We start from the raw sequence: 18146 nt of genomic DNA on the forward strand, positions 1-18146 counted from the left end.
TCGACCCCGGGGCTCGACCACGGGGTCTAGACCTCTGCGCTGGAGCGTCACCGTACCCTGATCCTTGTGTTGAGCACCATTGGGGGTCTTGGCGAGTTCGCTCTGATCACACGTGTGACGAGCCAATTCCCCAGTACGGACGATGTAATCCTCGGCCCCGGCGACGACGCCGCGGTCGTGGCCGCGCCCGACGGGCGTACGGTCGCGACCACGGACCTCCTCGTCGAGGGCCGTCACTTCAAACGGGAATGGTCCAGTGCCCGGGACGTGGGGCACCGCGCCGTCGCGCAGAACTACGCCGACGTCGTGGCGATGGGCGCCCGGCCCACCGGGCTGCTCATCGGCTTCGCCGCGCCCGCTGACCTCCCGGTGGCCTGGGCCGAGGAGTTCACCCTCGGGGTGCGCGACGAGTGCGCGCTGGCCGGGGGAGCCGTGGTCGGCGGCGACATGGTGGGATCGGACGTCCTCACGATCGCCGTCACCGCCCTCGGTGACCTGGAGGGGCGCGCCCCGGTAAGGCGCGACGGCGCCCGGCCGGGGGACGTGGTCGCCTGCACCGGGCACCTGGGGTTGTCCGCCGCCGGGCTGGCCCTGCTGGAACGCGGTCTCGACGGCCCCGGCGCCTGCCTGTCGGAGCACCGCAGGCCGAGTCCGCCCTACGCCGCGGGACCGGAGGCGGCCCGGTCGGGCGCGACCGCCATGCTCGACGTCAGCGACGGACTGGTCCAGGACCTGGGGCACATCTGCCGGGCGAGCGGGGTGCGTATCGATCTGGAGTCGGAGGCGTTTCGGCCCGATCCCGCGCTCCTCGAAGCCGTCCGTGTACTCGGGGCCCCGACGGGGAAGGCTGTGGACGCCGCCCGCCGGCTGATGCTGGCGGGGGGAGAGGACCACGCGCTCGCGGCGGTCTTCCCACCCGAGGTCAGACTTCCGGAGCACTGGCACAAGGTGGGAAATGTGCGCGACGCACCGGAGGCCGCGGAGAAAAGCACTGAAACCTTGGTCACCGTGGACGGAAACGTGGTCGAACGCGGCGGATGGGATCATTTTCGGCGTGATTGAGCCGGATTGGATTTGTCCTGTTTGGTGATCGCGCTAGGCTTTGCCAACGCGGTCAGCATTGCCCTTCGGGCGGCCGTCCGACCTCGTGGGACGCGAACCCGCGGCGATCCACACGAGAAACCACCCCAGGCCGGAAGGCCTGCGGGTCCGGGATGAGGAAGGCCAGCGGATCAGCGTCGAGAGGCGATATATGGGGCGTCATGGCTAGGCGGCACGGCCCTCGTCGTGGAGCCCACCGCAGCGAACCGGAGAACGCCGGGGCCCTGCGGCGGATCGGCGGACTCATCGAGAGCACGGTCCCCAAGCGGGTCGAACCCCCGAGGCTGCTCAACGTCCTCGTCGTCTCCGGGGTGATCCTCGGGCTGCTCCTGTTCGGCTACAGCACCACGCAGGTCTACCTCCAGTTCGGCGGCACCCCCGGAGCGACGGAGGAACCCGGCCCCCGGGACGGCGCCGAACCCACCCATGACGCCTCGCCGGGAACCGAGCGCGAGGGGGCCTCCTCCGAGGAAGGCGCCACCGGTCCGCAGACCCAGGCCGGGAGCGAGCCCACCACCGTCTCCTACCAGGTGGTGGAGGCCACGGCCGTCGGCTTCACCGGCAGGGTCACCGTCACCAACACCTCGCGGACCCGGCTCGACACGTGGGAGCTGGCCCTGGCCTTCGAGAGCGCGGAGATCACCGAGGTCCACAACGCCGACTGGGAGCCCCTCGAGGACGGGATCCTGGCCCGCCAGTCGGGGACCGGTGGACACCTGGACCCCGGCGCCTCCGTCAGCCTGACCTTCGACGCGATCGGTGTCTCCCAGAGCCCCGTGCGGTGCTCCCTCAACGGCCACGTCTGCGACCTGTAAACCCCGCAGGCGCCATGATCCCCGGGCACACCTGTGGTCCCGGAGGCGTCGTACCGGGGTCACCGGACACAAAGAAGGCCCCCCGACCGGAGTCGGAGGGCTCTTCGAAGACTGCTGGCGGGGGAGACCCTAGCGGGTCACCTTGCCGGCCTTGATGCACGAGGTGCACGCGTTCACACGCTTGGGCGTGCCGCCCACGCGGGTGCGAACGGTCTGGATGTTGGGGTTCCAGCGGCGGCGGGTGCGACGGTGCGAGTGGGAAACACTGTTACCGAACCCTGGTCCCTTGCCGCAGACGTCGCAAACGGAAGCCACGGTAACTCCATTCAAGTGCTCGGGATCGCGCGCGTCGCCGCACGCGAGAGGTCATCCGACCAGAAGAGGTCGAGTGGGTTGGATGGCGAGGACGCCAACCGTGAAAGAGTACACGCGGACATGCCCGAAGGTGGAATCAGACCACTGGAAGGCGTCCGTACGCGCAACGGCGGAAAATGGCGCGGCCGAAGCCTCACGCACCCACCGAAGCATCGAGATCAGCCACGCGGGCATGGCGAAAACGCGATGAACTCTGACGAGTATACCGGTGTTGGGGGGAGCAGATGCCAACACCGGTGTTGGGGCGGGCGGATGCCGACTCCGGTCCCGGCCCCGGCCGTCACACCGGAGGTCTAACGTGGCGTTGACGGGCGACCCCACGAGGCCAGGGACGGGAAACACAGTGAGCACCTGGGACGAGCCGCTGCGCAAAGGACCGCTGGGCGGCAGGACGGCGAAGGCACTCGCCGACAAACTCGACCTGCACACCCTCGGCGACCTGCTGCGCTACTACCCGCGCCGCTACGACCGCCGCGGTGAGCTCACCGACCTCGCGCTGCTGCGCGAGGGCGAGGACGTCACGGTGCAGGCCGAGGTCCTGGACGCCCGGCGGCGCACCATCCCCGCCCGGCAGGGGCGCCGCCGCATGGACATGATGGAGGCCACCGTCACCGACGGCACCGGCCGCCTGCACCTGACCTTCTTCAACCGCGGCTCCCACCACCAGAACACCCTCGTCCCCGGACGGCTGGCCATGTTCTCCGGCCGGGTCTCCACGTTCAAGGGCCGCCGCCAGCTGGACCACCCCGAGTACGTGCTCCTCGAGGACGACGGTCTGGAGGGGGAGGCCGCCCGCGCCTACGCCAACGAGCTCATCCCCGTCTACCCGGCGGTGAAGGGCCTGGACTCGGCCACCATCGCCCGCTCGGTCGGGGTCGCCCTGGACTACGCGGTCGACATCCCCGACCCCCTGCCCCCGGAGCTGCGCGCCCGCAAGAACCTCCTCGGGGTCCACGAGGCGCTGCGGAAGATCCACCGGCCCGCCGACTGGCCCGACGTCGGCGCAGCCAAGCGCCGCCTGAAGTGGGACGAGGCGTTCGTCCTCCAACTGGCCCTGGCCCAGCGCCGCCGGCAGGCCGAGGAGCTGCCCGCCGTTCCCCGCCCCGGCGCGGACGGCGGCATCCTCGACGCCTTCGACGCCCAGCTCCCCTTCACCCTCACCGAGGGCCAGCAGGAGGTCGGCGACCGGCTGGCCGAACGGCTCGACGCCACCCACCCCATGCACTGCCTGCTCCAGGGCGACGTGGGCGCGGGCAAGACCCTGGTGGCCCTGCGCGCGATGCTGCGGGTGGTGGACTCCGGCGGCCAGGCCGTCATGCTCGCCCCCACCGAGGTCCTCGCCCAGCAGCACCACCGGTCCATCAGCGCGATGCTCGGGGCGCTGGGCCGGGCCGGGCAGATCGACGGTGCCGACACCGCCACCCGGGTCGCCCTGCTCACCGGTTCCATGAACACCGCGGGCCGCCGTGAGGCCCTGCTGGAGGCCGCCTCCGGTCAGGCGGGGATCGTCGTGGGCACCCACGCCCTCCTCCAGGAGCACGTCTCCTTCGCCGACCTCGGCCTGGTGGTGGTCGACGAACAGCACCGCTTCGGCGTGGAGCAGCGCGACGCCCTGCGGGAGAAGGCCCGGGACGGCCGCCCGCACGTGCTGGTGATGACCGCCACGCCCATCCCGAGGACGGTCGCGATGACGGTCTACGGAGACCTGGACGTGGTGGCGCTCACCCAGCTGCCCAAGGGGCGCGCCCCGGTCTCCACCCACGTCGTCCCCGCTCACGAGAAGCCGCACTTCCTCACCCGCGCCTGGGAACGCATCCGGGAGGAGGTCGGGCAGGGCCGTCAGGCCTTCGTGGTCTGCCCCCGGATCGGGGACGGGGCCGGAGGCGAGGCCGGTGACGAGGTCGACGCCCCGCCCGAGGACGCTCCCCCGGGAGCCCGCCCGCCGCTCGCCGTGCTCGACGTGCTCGCACGCCTGAAGGAGGGTCCGCTGGCGGACGTGCGGGTGGAGGCCCTCCACGGCCGGATGGCCCCGGACGACAAGGACGCGGTGATGCGGCGCCTCTCCGCCGGTGAGACCGACGTGGTCGTCTCCACCACCGTCATCGAGGTCGGCGTGGACGTGCCCAACGCCACAGTCATGGCGATCATGGACGCCGACCGCTTCGGGATCTCGCAGCTGCACCAGTTGCGCGGCCGGGTCGGCCGAGGTCAGCTGCCCGGACTCTGCCTGCTGGTCACCGAGTCCGAGGAGGGCGCCCCCGCACGCGAACGGCTGGCGGCGGTCGCCTCGACCACGGACGGGTTCGAGCTCTCCCGCGCCGACCTGGAGATGCGGCGCGAGGGCGACGTGCTCGGCGACGCGCAGTCCGGGGCCCGGTCGAGCCTGCGGATGCTCACCCTGGTCAAGGACGAGGAGCTCATCGGGGAGGCCCGCGACGAGGCCACCGCCCTGGTCGCCGGGGACCCGGGCCTGGCCGGCCACCCGCCCCTCGCGGACGCCCTGGCCGCCCTGCTCCCGGAGGACCGGGCCGAGTACCTCGACAAGACCTGAACCGGGGGCCTCCCCGGCCACGGGGCCCGTGCGGGCCGGGCTCCGAGGGGCTCGCGGGCGCACCTGTGATTCTCACCTCCCGGCGCCGGCGGCACGGCGGCCGGAACTGACCGGACGGAGCCCGGACCGCACTACCGTGGTGCCCATGACCCGCATCATCGCCGGGGCCGCGGGCGGACGACGCATCTCCGTCCCCGACGGCCGCAACACCCGACCCACCAGCGACCGGGCCCGCGAGGCCCTGTTCGCCTCCGTCCAGTCCGACCTCGGCTCCCTCGACGGGCTCCGGGTCATGGACCTCTACGCGGGGTCCGGGGCGATCGGCCTGGAGGCCCTGTCGCGCGGGGCGGCGCACGCCCTGCTGGTGGAGGCCGACCGCAAGGCCGCCCAGGTGGTGAAGGGGAACATCGCCGCGCTCCGGCTGCCGGGGGCCGAACTGGCCGCCGACCGGGTGGAGCGGGTCCTGGCGCGGGGCGGCCTCGGCGCCCCCTACGACCTGGTGGTGGCCGACCCGCCCTACGCGGTCACCGACGAGGAGGTCGCCTCCGTGCTGTCCGCCCTGGTCGAGCACGGGTGGCTGGCCGAGGACGCGGTGATCGTGGTGGAGCGGTCCAAACGCGGCGCCGAACCGGCCTGGCCCCGGGGGATCGAGCGCGACCGCAGCCGCAAGTACGGCGAGGCGATCCTCTGGTACGCCCGCGCCACGAGTTGAGGACGAACCGGTCGTACGTGACGTTTTCCGGCGCCCCGCGGGGGAACGTTCAGACGACCCGAACGGGGGTCGTGGGGTGAGGGCTGTCGTGTCCGTCCTGGGTGTGAATGCGGGCACTGGGGACCACTAAGCGGGTGTTGCCCGAATTGGTGTGCGGACCAGCCCCTACGATCGCGGTACCCGAGAGTAGTTCTTGAGAGGGGCGATCCACCGTGCGACGAGTCGTCTGTCCGGGGTCCTTCGACCCGGTGACCTACGGTCACATCGACATCATCGGTCGAGCCGCCAAGCTGTACGACGAGGTCACCGCCGCCGTACTCAACAACGTCAACAAGCGGGGGCTCTTCACCGTCCCCGAGAAACTCGACATGCTCACCGAGGGCACCGCCGGGTTCGGCAACGTCCGGGTCAGCGAGTTCGACGGACTCCTCGTCGACTTCTGCCGGGAGAACGGCATCGACACCATCGTGCGCAGCCTGCGCTCGGTCAGCGACTTCGACTACGAACTCCAGATCGCGCAGATGAACTACCGGCTCTCCGGTGTGGAGACCGTCTTCATGACGGCCAACCCGGAGTACTCGTTCCTGTCGTCCAGCCTGGTCCGGGAGATCGCCCTGCACCGCGGCGACGTCTCCAGTCTGGTCACCCCCTACGTCCAGGGTCGCCTCGAGGAGAAGTACGCCGAACGCGCCCAGAACTGAGTGACGGGCGGGTTTTCGAGGCTGATTTGGGTGGTCGGGGACATGGTAGGTAGAATCTGGGTTTGACCATGGGCGTCGCCGGTCTTCGGCGTGCGCTCGGGCCGGTCAGCACCCTCGCGACAGTTCGGCGTCAAGCACGCCGGAGCGTGTGTGCCCGGCACCCGGAACTCTCCTGAAGGCGCGATCACCCTGACTCGTCTAGATCCCCGTGACCCGTACGTGGTCGACACCCGCCAGCTGGGCCGCCAGCCGGGGTCGATGCGGACCGTCAACCGAATCGTGACCGTCCCCGAGGCGTTCGAGACGGCGATGGCCGGCGTGCCCAAGGGGCAGGAGATCGAGCTGGATCTGCGCCTCGAGGCGGTGATGGAGGGGGTCCTCGTCACCGGAACCGTTCGCGGCGGCCTCGCCGCGGAGTGCTCCCGCTGCCTCGACCCCCTGTCCGAGGAGCTGGAGGCCGGGTTCCAGGAGATGTACCGCTACGCGGCCGACGACGAAGAGAGCGTCGGAAGCGACGAGGACGCGGGCGACGATGATGAGGACTACTATCTAGAGGGCGATCTGCTCGACCTCGGACCGGTGGTTCGAGACGCCGTCGTTCTCGCTCTCCCACTCTCACCGCTGTGCGGCCCGGACTGCCCCGGCCTGTGCGCCGAGTGCGGTGTCAAGATCGCCGACGCCGGACCCGATCACGGTCACGGCGACGGGGTCGACCCGCGTTGGGAAGCGCTCCGCGAGATCGCGGAGAAGCCCGAACAGCAGTGAGACCGTGAACCGATCGCGCGCGGTGCCCGCCGGGTACCGCTGACGACCGGAGCACACCCTCCCCGCCACAGCGCGCGGGGTGACCAGATAAGCGACCTCCCGCGACCGCGCGGGGGTGACCCAGGAGGATTGAAGTGGCCGTCCCGAAGCGGAAGATGTCGCGGAGCAACACCCGGACCCGCCGTTCCCAGTGGAAGGCGTCGCGCCCGGTGCTGGTCAACTGCCCGCGCTGCCGTGACCCGAAGCAGCCCCACATCGCGTGCCCGACCTGCGGCACCTACAACAACCGCCAGGTCACCAACCCGGCCTAACCCGGAAGTGACAGGCTTCGGGTCCAGCACCCGATCCAGCACTCCCGAGCAGCTTCGGGGCGGAACCCTCTGAGGGTTCCGCCCCACTGTGCTTTCCGGGCGGGGGAGGCAGGGTTCTCCGGGGCCGGAGCGCCTTCGGGCAAGAGCGATAGAGTGATCTCGACAGACCCTGGGAACAACATGTTCCGCAGTACCCGACTCCGGTGATCCGGGTCCCGCACCGACTCCCGAGAATCGTGGTGTCCGCCGGGGGAGAAGAACGCTCCCGCGACGATCACCTCGTTTTCGAGCGTCCTGGCCGGGCCGAGGGACACCTCCACCCCCGCGTGCCGCACGTCGGCGCGCCCAACAGGGAAGCGAACTCGCGTGGCAAGCCAACTCTCCGTCTCCGAGGCCAAGTCGTTCCACCGTGCGATCGGCGTCGAGGTCGACCCCAAGATCCTGCTCCGTGCCCTGACCCACCGCTCCTACGCGTACGAGAAGGGCGGCCTGCCCACCAACGAGCGCCTTGAGTTCCTCGGGGACTCCGTGCTCGGGCTGGTGGTCACCGACACCCTCTTCCGCAAGCATCCGGACCTGCCCGAGGGCCAGCTCGCCAAGCTGCGCGCCGCCGTGGTCAACATGCGCGCCCTCGCCGACGTCGCCCGCGGGCTGGGCATCGGCGAGTACATCCGGCTCGGCCGCGGCGAGGAGGGCACCGGGGGCCGGGACAAGTCCTCGATCCTCGCGGACACCCTGGAGGCCATCATCGGCGCGGTCTACCTGGACCGCGGCCTCGACGTGGCCTCGGAGTTCGTCCACCGCCTCTTCGACCCGCTCATCGCCACCGCCTCCGGGCTGGGCGCCGGGCTGGACTGGAAGACCTCCCTCCAGGAGCTCACCGCGGCCCAGATGCTCGGCGTGCCCGAGTACCACGTCGACGAGAGCGGCCCCGACCACCAGAAGACCTTCCGCGCCACCGTCCGAGTGGCGGGGGAGAGCTACGGCCTGGGCGAGGGCCGCAGCAAGAAGGAGGCCGAGCAGCAGGCCGCGGAGTCCGCGTGGAAGGCCATCCGCGCCCGCGCCGACAAGGCCGCGGAGAAGGCCGCCGAGAAGGCCAAGGGCAAGACCAGCGGCCAGGGGCAGGGCTGAGGGGTGCCCGAACTTCCCGAGGTCGAGGTGGTCCGGCGCGGCCTGTCCGAGCACGCCGTGGGGCGCGAGATCGGCAAGGTCGAGGTGCTGCACCCGCGTTCGGTCCGCCGCCACGTTCCCGGCCCCGCCGACTTCGCGGGCCGGCTGAGCGGTCAGACGCCCACCGCGGTCCGCCGCCGCGGCAAGTACATGTGGTTGGTGCTGGACAGCGGTGACATGCTCCTCGTCCACCTGGGCATGAGCGGTCAGATGCTGGTGCAGCCCGAGGACAGGCCGGACGAGAAGCACCTGAGGGTGCGGCTGCCACTGGCCGACGGCAACGAACTGCGCTTCGTCGACCAGCGCACCTTCGGCCACCTGATGGTGGACCGGGAGGGCGAGCGCGCCGAGGTGCCGTCGTCGGTGGACCACATCGCGCTGGACCCGCTGGACGGCGCGTTCGTCCCGGAGGAGTTCGTCCGGGCGCTGCGGGCGAAGCGGACCGAGGTCAAGCGGGCCCTGCTCGACCAGTCGCTGATCAGCGGGGTGGGCAACATCTACGCCGACGAGGCGCTGTGGCGGGCGCGGCTGCACTGGGCCCGTCCCACCCGCGGGCTGTCCAACGCCCAGGCGCTGGAACTGCTCGGCCACGTCACCGACGTGATGACCGAGGCCCTCGAGGTGGGCGGTACCACCTTCGACGGGCTCTACGTCAACGTCAACGGCGAGAGCGGCTACTTCGAGCGCGGGCTCAACGCCTACGGGCGCCGGGACCGGCCCTGCGGCCGCTGCGGGACGTCGATCGTGCGCGAGGCGTTCATGAACCGCTCGTCGTTCAGCTGCCCGAGCTGTCAGCGCGCCCCGCGCGGGCGCACCTGATCCAGCGGGCACAAACGCGCCCGATATGTCCGCTCAGATGCCTTGAAGGCCCTTTGTGGCGTGTCGGTGAGGAAAGTGTCGCCGTGAGGTAAGGGAGAGTTCGGGGCCGTGGGGAAAGAGGAAGAGCCCGTCCGGTTGACCGCCTGGGTGCGCGGCCGGGTCCAGGGTGTGGGTTTTCGCTGGTGGACGCGGTCTCGCGCTCTGGAACTGGGGCTGAGGGGTGCCGCCACCAACCTGGACGACGGTCGGGTCGAGGTCGTCGCCGAGGGCTCGCGGGAGAGCTGTGAGCGACTCCTGGGGCACCTGAGAAGCGGCAAAACACCCGGACATGTGGATTCCGTGATCGAACGCTGGGCTCGTCCCGGGGGTTCCTTCGACGGTTTCGTCGAGCGGTGAGTATGCTGGAAGGGTAACGCGGTTCGAACATCGACCGTGGGGCGGCGCGGCCGAGCAGTAGACGGGCGCCGTGACACACGGGGGACCACCGCGCGAGCCATGGGGCCGCGCATGCCGGCGTCGTCGCCGGGGGTGGATCACGTTCGTACCGTGCGCTACCACATGCCCTGGTTGTTTTTGCATGGCATGTGGCCGTTACGGACTGTTGTAATCCAATCTTGACCAGTGGCGCGCAGAGTGAGACTCTGGAGGACACACCGCGCATCTTCCGCCCGTGAAGTCGGCCCACACGTGGGACCGAGAAAAACACGGGGGCTCACATGCGCGCATCACAACTGGTCACTCAATGTGGAGGACCCACATCATGGCGAAGGCTCTGTTTGGCCACGTCGGCGGATCCGACCCTCGTATGGTCTCGGAGATGCGACGTCTTCAGCAGCGGGTACGCGACCTCGAGGACGAGATCAGCCGTCTTCAGGCCCAGAACGACCAGCTCAGCATGGCCGTCTCCGACGTCGCCAGCGCGACCGACCGCGAGCCCGCGCTCGCCTGACTCCGTGTCGTCGTGAGGGGCCGGGAGCTCGTTCCGGACACGACACACCGTTGATGATCCACTGACGGGGACGCCGAACGCATCATCTGGCGTCCCTGGCCGGATCACCAACAGACGGCACCCGGTCCGCCCGTCTCCGGCAGCTTCCGAGACGTGTCGGTCAGACCCCGGTGTCGACCCGCATTCAGCCGTCCGCCGCTTTTTCTTTCCCTTCTCTTGCGGCTTCTTTTACCGTTGTACCCGGCGGGCTTTTACGCAACCCTCCGTGTCCGCCGGACATCCCCCTTCCTGAACCTCCCCGCGGAACCGCCCCTGCCCGGGGGCCGTTTCCTCCGGCCGGAGGCCACGGTGGCGCAGCTCATCGCCGCCGGGTGTCCCCAACGTCACCCTTCGGTCACCGCTTCATGGCACCCTTGTTGTCGGCCCCGTGGCGACCGCCCGTGGCGATACCGGTGACCGTCGCGGGAGGCGTGGGTTGTACCTGAAGAATCTGACGCTCCGCGGCTTCAAGTCGTTCGCGTCGGCCACCACCCTGCGCTTCGAGCCGGGCATCACCTGTGTGGTGGGGCCCAACGGCTCGGGCAAGTCCAACGTCGTCGACGCCCTGTCCTGGGTGATGGGCGAGCAGGGGGCCAAGTCCCTGCGCGGCGGCAAGATGGAGGACGTGATCTTCGCGGGTACCTCCACCCGCCAGGCGCTGGGCCGCGCCGAGGTCAGCCTCACCATCGACAACACCGACGGCGCCCTGCCGATCGACTACACCGAGGTCACCATCAAGCGGACGATGTTCCGCAACGGCGGCTCGGAGTACGCGATCAACGGCGACACCTGCCGCCTGCTCGACATCCAGGACCTGCTCAGCGACTCCGGCATCGGCCGTGAGATGCACGTCATCGTCGGCCAGGGACAGCTGGACACCGTCCTGCACGCGGGCCCCGAGGAGCGCCGCGCCCTCATCGAGGAGGCCGCCGGCATCCTCAAGCACCGCAAGCGCAAAGAGAAGGCGATCCGCAAACTCAACGCGATGCAGGGCAACCTGGACCGCGTCACCGACCTCACCGCCGAACTGCGCCGCCAGCTCAAGCCCCTGGGCCGCCAGGCCGAGCTCGCCCGCAGGGCCGCCGTCATCCAGGCCGACCTGCGCGACGCCCGCCTGCGCCTGCTCGCCGACGACATCGTCACCCTCACCGATCAGCTGGCCAAGGAGGAGGCGGACGAGAAGGAGGTCCTGGCGCGCCGGAAGGCGGCCGAGACCTCCCTCAACCAGGCCCAGGAACGCGAGGCCGAGCTCGAGGAGCGTTCCACCGCCGCCGCGCCCGCCCTCGCCCGGGCCACCGAGACCTACCACGCGCTGTCCCGCCTCACCGAGCGCCTCGACGCCGTCCGCGGGCTGGCCACCGAGCGACACCAGAACCTGGTCGCCGTGCAGGGCGAGATCATCCAGCGCCGCGACCCGGAGGAACTGGAGGCGCAGGCCGAGGAGGCCGCCGCCCAGGAGGAGGAACTCCAGTCCCGGCTGGAGGAGGCCCGCGAGGTCCTGGAGACCAGCGTCACCGAGCGCGCCGCCGCGGAGGACGCCCTGCACCGCGAGGAGCGCCGGCTGGAGGCCGCCTCCCGCGCCGCCGCCGAACGCCGCGAGGGCATCGTCCGGTCGGCTGCCCGGGTGGAGAGCCTCCGCGGACGGCTGGCCTCCCAGGAGAGCGAGATCACTCGGCTGGAGGAGGCCGCGCGGCAGGCCGCCGAACGCGCCGCCACCGCCCAGGCCGAGTACGAGATGGCCGCGGAGGAGGCCGCCGGGCTGGACGAGGGCGACGCCGAACTCGACGAGACCCAGGATCGCTTCGCCCGCCGGCTGGCCGCCGTCGACGCCGAGCTCAACCAGCTCCGTGACACCGAACGCGGCGCGGAGGGCGAGCGCGCCGCGCTGGCCGCCCGCAAGGAGGCCCTGGAACTGGGCCTGGCGCACAAGGACGGCGCCGGCACCCTCCTGGAGGCCGGGCTGCCCGGCATGCTCGGCAGCCTCGCCGCCCTCGTGCAGGTCGACTCCGGCCACGAGACCGCCGTCGCGGCCGCCTTCGGGGTGGCCGCCGGGGCGGTCGCCGTCCGCGACGAGGCCAGCGCCGCCGCCGCCCTGGAACTGCTCAAGTCCGAGGACGCGGGCCGGGCCGGGATCGTCGTGGCCCGCGCCGTGCCCTCCGCCGACCGCGCCACCTGGCCGTCCCTGCCCCGGGGCGTCCGCTACGCCGCCGACGCCGTCACCGCTCCCGACCACCTGTCCGACGCGGTCACCGCGCTCCTCGACCGGGTGGCCCTGGCCCCCGACGCCCAGGGCGCGCGGGACCTGGTCTCCGCCCTGCCCGGGGTCCGGGCGGTCACCCCCGACGGCGACGTGTTCGCCGCCGCCATGGTGCACGGCGGCACCGCGGCCGCGCCCAGCCTCCTGGAGGTCCAGGCCGCGGTCGACGAGGCCGCCGAACGACTGGAGTCCGCCACCGAGGCGGCCAAGCGCGTGGCCGTGGAGCTGGAGGAGAAGAAGCGCGAACGCGCCGAGATCGCCGCCGCCGCTGACGAGATCACCGCCCGGCGCAGGCAGAGCGATCGCAAACGCAACGAGTCCGCGCAGCGTCTGGGCAAGCTGGGAGGTCAGGCCCGCTCCGCCGAGGCCGAGTCCGAGCGCTACGCCGCGGCCGCCGCCAAGGCCGCCGCCGCGCGCGGTGACGACGCCCAGAAGCTGGAGCGGCTGGAGGAGGAGCTGGCCGAGGCCGAGGAGATCGCCGCGGCCGTCGAGGAGGAGGCGCCCGACGCCGACCACCGCGACGAACTCTCCGCTCTCGCCTCCCGCGCCCGCGCCACCGAGATGGAGCGGCGGCTGGCCGTGCGCACCGCCGAGGAGCGGTCCCGTTCCATCGCCGGCCGGTCCGACGCCCTGCTGGCCCAGGCCGCCGAGGAGCGCCGGGCCGTGGAGCGCGAGGCCGAACGGCGCCGCAACCGCGTGGCCCAGGCCACCGTCGCCCAGGCCGTGGTGGAGAGCGCCCGGCTGGCCCTGGACCGGATCGCCGTGTCCCTGGCCGCCGCCGAGACCGAACGCGTGGCGGCCGAGGCCGAGCGGGAGGCCCGTGACGGCGAACTCCGGACGGTGCGCGCCCGGGTCCGGGAGCTCTCCGTGGAACTGGAGAAGCTGACCAGTTCGGCACACAGCGGGGAGGTCGCCCGGGCCGAGCGCCGGATGCGGCTGGAGCAGCTGGAGACCAAGGCGATGGAGGAGCTGGGCGTGGACGTGCCCACCCTCGTCGCCGAGTACGGCCCCCGCGTCCCGGTGCCGCCGGCCGCGGACGCCGACGAGGACGCGGTGCCGCTGCCGTACGTGCGCGAGGTGCAGGCCAAACGGCTCAAGGTCGCCGAGCGCCAGCTCAACCAGCTCGGCAAGATCAACCCGCTCGCGCTGGAGGAGTTCGCGGCGCTGGAGGAGCGGCACGCCTTCCTCAACGCGCAGTTGGAGGACCTCAAGAAGACCCGCCGGGACCTGATGGACATCGTCGCGGAGGTGGACGCCCGGGTGCAGGAGGTGTTCTCCTCCGCCTACCTGGACGTGGAACGCGAGTTCGCGGCGATCTTCGGCCGCCTGTTCCCCGGCGGCGAGGGCAAGCTGGTGCTGACCACGCCGGAGGACATGCTCACCACCGGCATCGAGGTGGAGGCGCGCCCGCCCGGCAAGAAGGTCAAACGGCTGTCCCTGCTGTCCGGCGGCGAGCGCTCGCTGACGGCGGTGGCCTTCCTCGCCGCCATCTTCAAGGCCCGCCCGTCGCCCTTCTACGTCATGGACGAGGTCGAGGCGGCCCTGGACGACACCAACCTCCAGCGCCTGCTGGTGATCTTCGAGGAGCTCCGCGCGTCGTCGCAGCTCATCGTCATCACCCACCAGAAGCGCACCATGGAGGCGGCTGACGCCCTGTACGGCGTCACCATGCAGGGCGACGGCATCTCCCAGGTCATCAGCCAGAAACTCGACCGTCCGGCCTCCTGACCCGGCCCGGCGGCGAAACGTCCGGGGCGGGGTGTCCTAAGTCACCGTGCGGCCGGGGCGCCGGGGAGGGCCCGGGCGGGCTCGGCGCTCTAATCTGGCGGTTGCCCGAACCATCCTCACCAAAGGGACACCTTGTTCTTCATCCCCCTCGTGCTGTGGGCCCGACAGCGCCTGCGCGACTACCCCGGCGCGGTCCGGGCCAGTCTGGCCGCCGGGGGCTCCGGTGTCTTCGTCGTGATGATGCTCCTGGGCACCTCGTACAAGGTGCAGTCCCCGCCGGGTGAGGAGGGCCGGGTGCGCTGCTCCCCGGTCGTGTGGGTGGGGCCCGCCCTGTGGGACGACCGCCGTGACTGGGGTGAGGACCTCGAGCAGATGATCCGCCAGGAATGGGTGGACAGCTCCTGCTCCGAGCGCCAGAGGACCCGCGCCGGGCTGTCGTTGGCCCTGGCGCTGCCCTCCACCCTGTGCTTCGCCTACGCCGTCCTGAAGCTCCCCCGCACCAAGGACGGGGATTCCTGACCGGCTCGCACGCTTCTCGCGTACGTGAGGGGCCGCCCTCCCCGGTGTGGTCCAGTGGAGGGCGGCCCCGTAGTGCCGCTCGGTGAGGCGGTGGATCAGCCCCGGTCGATGGTGATGACCGGGGAGGTCCAGGTCTCCCAGTGGTCCGGGTTGTCCGGGTCGCCGAGCGCCTTGAGGGCCCGGGCCTCCAGACGGTAGTCACCGTCGCGCACGGTCTTGACACGGTCGCGCGAGTCCACCACGGTGCCGTCCCAGACGTAGCTGAAGAAGGCGGTGCTGGTGGCACTGCGGTTGACGTGGTCGACCTCGACGGCCACGTTGCGGTGCGGGTGCACCGGGCGCCCGGTGCGCTCGTTGATGACGATCATCTCGAGCTCGGTCACGTGGTGGTCGAAGTGCGCGATCACGTACGGGACGTCGGGCAGCCCGTCGACCCAGTCCAGCGTGTAGGTGGCACCGTCGGGCTGGTTCTCGAAGGTGCCGCCGTTGCTGTCGGCGCACTCCAGGCCCGTGAACACCTCGCACTGGGTGATGCGGGTCAGCCACGGCAGCTCGTGCACGTTGCCGTCCCCGTCGGTGATCGGGGTCATCGCCTCGATCTCCTGGTAGTCACCGTTGTAGGCGGCGTAGGGGACGCGGTAGGACTCGTCCCCGTCCCCGGTGACCTTGACGTAGCCGCCGTAGAGCATCTGCGCGTAGTCCCGGGCGGGCGGCGTGACGGTCACGTCGACCTCTACGGACTCGCCGGGACCGACGGTCACCTCGTCCTCGCTGAACGCGGCCTCGGCGAAGGCGTCGTTGAAGGAGGGCGTGTAGGTGCTGCCGTGCGTGCCCAGCGCGGGTTCGTGCGAGATCTCGTAGGTGGCCGCCTCGTCACCGTCGTTGGTGATGGTGACGGTCTCGGTCACCGCTCCCTCGGTGGCTCCCAGGGGCAGCTTCGCCGGGGACAGGCTCGTCGTGGACAGGATCGAGCCGGGGACGTCGAGCATGCCCGCGCCCTGGCGGTGGACGTTGTCCAGGATGCCGAGGTCCGGGTTGCCCCACCAGGCGGTCGGGTCGGCGGAGTTCTGGAGGACGTCGCGCACGTCGTGCGCGCCGAGGTCCGGCCGGGCCTCCAGCAGCAGGGCGACGCCGCCCGCGACGTGCGGGGAGGACATCGAGGTGCCGCTGATGGTCGCGTAGCCGCCCTTGGCCATCGGGTAGGTGGAGTTGATCAGTCCGCCCGGGGCGCCGATGTCCGGTTTGAGGTCCAGGTCCGGGGACATCCCGTAGGAGCTGAAGCTGCTGATCAGGCCGCCGGTCGGGTTGGGGGTCGTGGTCTCCTCGCCGGTCCAGGTCAGGGTGACCGGCTCGTCGCCCTCCAGGAGCTCGCGGAGGTGGGCCCCGGCCTCGTCGGAGATGCCGACGGCGAACGCGCCCCGGTCGGTGATGCCGCCGCCGGCGAACATGCCGGGGAGGTTGTTGTGGATCACGACCCCGGTGGCGCCGGCGTCGAGTGCGGCGTCGTACTTCTCGGCGAAGGCGCACTCGCCGCGGACCATGAGCGCGGTCCTGCCCTCGGGGTCGCCTTCGAGTTCGTCGCCCGCGGCCAGGCAGCCCCGGCCGATGTAGACGAGTTCGTCGGTCTCACCCGAGGCGGGCGGCAGGACGGCGTCGTCCATCTCCATGTAGGCGATGGTCTCGCCGCTCTGGGAGACCTCGGCCGCGGAGGCCCGGATGTGGGTGTTGTCGTAGGCCGCGACACCGATGACGTCGGCGCCCAGGCCGGGGGCGCCGGCGGAGTAGAGGCCGGTGGCGCCCTCGTTGCCGATGGAGGCGACCACGACCATGCCCTCGTCGACCAGGTTGTCCGAGGCGACGGCGGTGGGGTACTGCGGCCAGGAGTGGGACGAGCCGATGCTCATGTTGAGCACGTCCATGTCGTCGGCCAGCGCCTGCTCCATGGCGGCGACCATGACGTCGGAGGTGGTGGAACCCGAGCAGCCGAACACCTTGTAGGCGCCGAAGACGACGTCGGGCGCGACCCCGGTGACCTGGCCCTGGGCACCGATGATGCCCGCGACGTGGGTGCCGTGGCCGTTGCAGTCCTGTGGGTCGCCGTCGGGGGCCGGGGTGCTGTTGTCCGGGTCTCCGGCGTTGTAGTCGTCGCCGACGAAGTCGTGCCCCGTCACCACGCGCTCGGACGGGAATCCGCCCGGGCCGCCGAGGTCGGGGTGGGTGTAGTCGACGCCGGTGTCCATGACGGCCACGCGCAGACCCTCACCGGACAGCCCGAGCTCGCTCTGCACGACGTCCGCGCCGGTCATGCCGAGCGCGGTGTCCATCTCCGGTTCGCTGTCGTCGTGGTCGGGGATCTCGTGGCGGACGACCGGGTGAATGGCCGCGACGCCGGGGATCTCCCGCGCCGTGCCCACCTGGGCGTCGTCCATCTCCACGGAGAGGCCGTTCCACAGTTCGCTGAAGGACAGCCGTTCGGTGTACTCGAGCCCGTACTCCTCGGCCTCGGCGTGGAATTCGGCGTGCTCGTCCTCGACGGCCGCGGAGGCCGTTCCCTCCGAGGTGGGCGGGCCCTCCAGTTCGATGAACCACAGGTCCTGGACCTGGTGGGTCAGCTCGCCGTTCTCCGCGGTGGGCGCCGGATGGAGGGGTGCGAGTTCCGAGCTCTCGTCGGCGCCGGCCGGTGTGACCGCGACCAGGCCCGCAATCAGTGTCAGCCCGGCGAGCGGCGCCAGGCGTGATCGGTGGGGTGCCACCTTGTCAACACATCCCTTCTCGTGCGCGCCTCAGGACACCGGGGGAACGACGCCCCACCGGGTACGGGTGTACACGCACGGGGGGATACGCCGCTTGATGTCCGTAGTCGGATAATCGGCGCGCATAGCAACGAGATCATTGCTGTGTGCGATAAAGGTGTCAATGTTCATTCAGACTCAATATGGCTACGTAGCGGATTTAAGTGGCGCACGTTTCTCTTGAGGTCTCAGAAGGCAATAAAGTGGACATAAAGCGCTTTTGGTAAGAAACTCAGTGGAGAGCCCGCCCGGCAAACCCGGCACCAGAAGCCGCCGAACCCCGGACCGCACCGCCGAACCCCCAGGTCGGAGCGGGGACCCGCGCCCTCCCCGGACGAGCGGAGGCGCCCCGTGGGACCGGTGGGGCTCCCAGTACAGTGGAGTGGTTGTGCCGCCGCCAGGCGGCGCGACCGGTGTCGAACGAGCGAAGTCCGGTCCCGCGGCCGCAACCGGCCGCCCAACCCGGCGCTGTCCCGCAACTGTGGAGCCCCGCGTGTGAGCACGGGGACGAGCCAGGTCGCCTCTTCGGCCCCGACGTACCC

At 71.1% G+C, this 18146-nt stretch carries 15 protein-coding genes; 13 read left to right on the plus strand and 2 right to left on the minus strand.

All coding sequences use genetic code 11. From position 1 onward, the window contains the following. Positions 1 to 114: 114 nt before the first annotated feature. Both D458_RS0125450 and D458_RS0125455 read left to right on the plus strand, forming a co-directional pair. Positions 115 to 1062 carry a thiamine-phosphate kinase gene (locus D458_RS0125450; RefSeq protein WP_394296599.1) on the plus strand — a complete coding sequence of 316 codons (948 nt, stop codon included), beginning with the start codon at positions 115 to 117 and terminating at the stop codon, positions 1060 to 1062. A gap of 200 nt (positions 1063 to 1262) precedes the next feature. After that, positions 1263 to 1916 carry a cellulose binding domain-containing protein gene (locus tag D458_RS0125455; RefSeq protein WP_017589541.1) on the plus strand — a complete coding sequence of 218 codons (654 nt, stop codon included), beginning with the start codon at positions 1263 to 1265 and terminating at the stop codon, positions 1914 to 1916. A gap of 129 nt (positions 1917 to 2045) precedes the next feature. Here D458_RS0125455 and rpmB read toward each other — a convergent pair whose 3' ends face one another. After that, complete coding sequence (rpmB, locus tag D458_RS35805; protein WP_013151263.1) at positions 2046 to 2231, minus strand: 50S ribosomal protein L28; 186 nt, start codon at positions 2229 to 2231, stop codon at positions 2046 to 2048. Positions 2232 to 2634: 403 nt separating this feature from the next. On the opposite strand from rpmB, the gene recG reads away from it, so the two are divergent. The 11 genes from recG (at position 2635) to D458_RS0125515 (ending at position 14812) form a co-directional block, all read left to right on the plus strand. Continuing rightward, positions 2635 to 4842, plus strand: coding sequence for an ATP-dependent DNA helicase RecG (recG, locus tag D458_RS0125460; RefSeq protein WP_017589542.1), 2208 nt, complete (start codon positions 2635 to 2637; stop codon positions 4840 to 4842). Between the two features lie 145 nt (positions 4843 to 4987). Further along, entirely contained in the window at positions 4988 to 5554 is a 567-nt protein-coding gene (gene rsmD / locus D458_RS0125465; RefSeq protein ID WP_017589543.1) for a 16S rRNA (guanine(966)-N(2))-methyltransferase RsmD, read from the plus strand. A gap of 212 nt (positions 5555 to 5766) precedes the next feature. Beyond that, complete coding sequence (coaD, locus tag D458_RS0125475; RefSeq protein ID WP_026119676.1) at positions 5767 to 6255, plus strand: pantetheine-phosphate adenylyltransferase; 489 nt, start codon at positions 5767 to 5769, stop codon at positions 6253 to 6255. A gap of 219 nt (positions 6256 to 6474) precedes the next feature. Then, entirely contained in the window at positions 6475 to 7020 is a 546-nt protein-coding gene (locus tag D458_RS0125480; protein WP_017589545.1) for a YceD family protein, read from the plus strand. A 134-nt stretch (positions 7021 to 7154) separates the two neighbouring features. Beyond that, a complete protein-coding gene (gene rpmF, locus D458_RS0125485) occupies positions 7155 to 7331 on the plus strand; it encodes a 50S ribosomal protein L32 (RefSeq protein ID WP_013151268.1) in 177 nt (58 codons plus the stop codon). A gap of 366 nt (positions 7332 to 7697) precedes the next feature. Next, the gene (rnc, locus tag D458_RS0125490; protein WP_017589546.1) at positions 7698 to 8462 is read left to right on the plus strand and encodes a ribonuclease III; all 765 of its coding nucleotides are present in this window, start codon (positions 7698 to 7700) and stop codon (positions 8460 to 8462) included. 3 nt (positions 8463 to 8465) lie between these two features. Beyond that, complete coding sequence (gene mutM / locus D458_RS0125495; RefSeq protein ID WP_017589547.1) at positions 8466 to 9320, plus strand: bifunctional DNA-formamidopyrimidine glycosylase/DNA-(apurinic or apyrimidinic site) lyase; 855 nt, start codon at positions 8466 to 8468, stop codon at positions 9318 to 9320. 108 nt (positions 9321 to 9428) lie between these two features. Continuing rightward, a complete protein-coding gene (locus D458_RS0125500; protein WP_026119677.1) occupies positions 9429 to 9716 on the plus strand; it encodes an acylphosphatase in 288 nt (95 codons plus the stop codon). A 364-nt stretch (positions 9717 to 10080) separates the two neighbouring features. Further along, a complete protein-coding gene (locus D458_RS0125505) occupies positions 10081 to 10269 on the plus strand; it encodes a hypothetical protein (protein ID WP_017589549.1) in 189 nt (62 codons plus the stop codon). A gap of 475 nt (positions 10270 to 10744) precedes the next feature. Next, a complete protein-coding gene (gene smc, locus D458_RS0125510) occupies positions 10745 to 14293 on the plus strand; it encodes a chromosome segregation protein SMC (protein WP_017589550.1) in 3549 nt (1182 codons plus the stop codon). A 132-nt stretch (positions 14294 to 14425) separates the two neighbouring features. Beyond that, positions 14426 to 14812, plus strand: coding sequence for a hypothetical protein (locus D458_RS0125515; protein WP_017589551.1), 387 nt, complete (start codon positions 14426 to 14428; stop codon positions 14810 to 14812). Between the two features lie 95 nt (positions 14813 to 14907). Here the strand turns inward: D458_RS0125515 and D458_RS0125520 are convergent, their stop codons facing one another. After that, positions 14908 to 17565, minus strand: coding sequence for a S8 family serine peptidase (locus D458_RS0125520; RefSeq protein ID WP_017589552.1), 2658 nt, complete (start codon positions 17563 to 17565; stop codon positions 14908 to 14910). Positions 17566 to 18146: the final 581 nt, after the last annotated feature.

Source organism: Nocardiopsis ganjiahuensis DSM 45031, from assembly GCF_000341085.1.
GTDB classification, from domain to species: Bacteria; Actinomycetota; Actinomycetes; order Streptosporangiales; family Streptosporangiaceae; genus Nocardiopsis; species Nocardiopsis ganjiahuensis.

What these genes read in the sequence shown, in the direction of transcription:
- D458_RS0125455 (WP_017589541.1), top strand. Translation starts at nt 1,263, where the DNA reads ATGGCTAGGCGGCACGGCCCTCGTCGTGGAGCCCACCGCAGCGAACCG.
- rsmD (WP_017589543.1), top strand. Translation starts at nt 4,988, where the DNA reads ATGACCCGCATCATCGCCGGGGCCGCGGGCGGACGACGCATCTCCGTC.
- D458_RS0125505 (WP_017589549.1), top strand. Translation starts at nt 10,081, where the DNA reads ATGGCGAAGGCTCTGTTTGGCCACGTCGGCGGATCCGACCCTCGTATG.